Genomic DNA, 1,291 nt, shown 5'->3' on the forward strand with positions numbered 1-1,291 from the left:
CGCTAAAAGAGGGTACTCCCCCCTAAGGATTTATTGTTTATGAAAAGCGGTGTGCTTAGAAACTTGCTCGCACCGTTTGGACAGGGGCTGATTGTAAATAAAATTAATCATCTATAAATTTTTTTTGAAAAAATCTTATTTTATACACAAAGACTTTTTTTAGGAGGTCTTTTTTTATTTAAAACAAACTCATAAACCAGGAAAGAAATAAAAATCATATTTATTGTTAATTTTTTTGATATAGAATTTTTGTGCAAACTGATAAAAAAGTAAAAATAGAGATATTTACATTATCCTCGAACAACGAAAATATTTTAGTTATTGTAAAGATAAATAAATTTAATATTATTCAAAATATTAAATTGTAACAAAGAAAAAAAATAAACTAATTTGGTAATTTTTTAAAAAATTATTAATATAAATATTTTTTATTTTATTTAATTTTTATATTGTCTAGATTTAATCTCTTTTTTATTTTTAAATTAATGTTTTATGTTTAGTTATATTAAATATTATTTATTTTTAATAATCAAAAAATATTAAAAAACAGTTAATTAATAAGTTAATTAATTTTATAAATATTAAAAATAATTACTTTTGGATTTAATTGGTTTACATAATTAATATTATAGGAAGTAAACTTAATAACAAAAAACCTTGTTTTTTTCATGATATTTGTTATTTTATAAAAAATAACTTTTCTCAAAAATTTTATCTATTTTTTTTAAAAAAAGTTGTTTTTTGATATGTTTATTCTAAATATAATTAAAAATACACTTATTTTTGTTATTTTTTGTAGTTATATAATTAATTTAAACAAATTTAATTTTATTTTATTACGAAATAAGTTCCTTAAAGATTAGTTATATTAAATAATATTTAATATAACTAAATATAATTATATAAATTTAAATTTTTTAATTATAAGTCTATCTTGTATAAGTATCTTAAAATTTTATTTTTTTATTTTTTAAATAATCTTGATAAATTATTTAATTAAAAAATGTGAAAGAGATTTAAAAGAATTAGCGGAACAAAAAGAATTAACCCAAGTAGCCAAAACTAAAATTAAAACTGTTTTAGATAACAATGAACAAAAAATAAAAGATATTAAAACTCAATTAAGCGCAACTGCTGAAAACATCACTATCTTAAAAGGGAAATTAGTTTATTTAGAAAAAGAAAAAACTGTTAAAGAACAAGAAATGAAAGCTAAAGAAGAACAATTACCATTAGCTTCAACTGATGAAAAAATCAGATTAAAAGCGGAAATTGAAAAACTCCAGGATGA

1 pseudogene is annotated in these 1,291 nt (G+C 18.1%); it reads left to right on the top strand.

The window, feature by feature from the left end:
- Positions 1-980: 980 nt before the first annotated feature.
- Positions 981-1,291 (top strand): annotated as a pseudogene (locus B2G44_RS00340) (DNA double-strand break repair protein Rad50); the annotation flags it as partial.

It is taken from the genome of Candidatus Phytoplasma citri (assembly GCF_002009625.1).
Taxonomy (GTDB): domain Bacteria; phylum Bacillota_I; class Bacilli_A; order Acholeplasmatales; family Acholeplasmataceae; genus Phytoplasma; species Phytoplasma citri.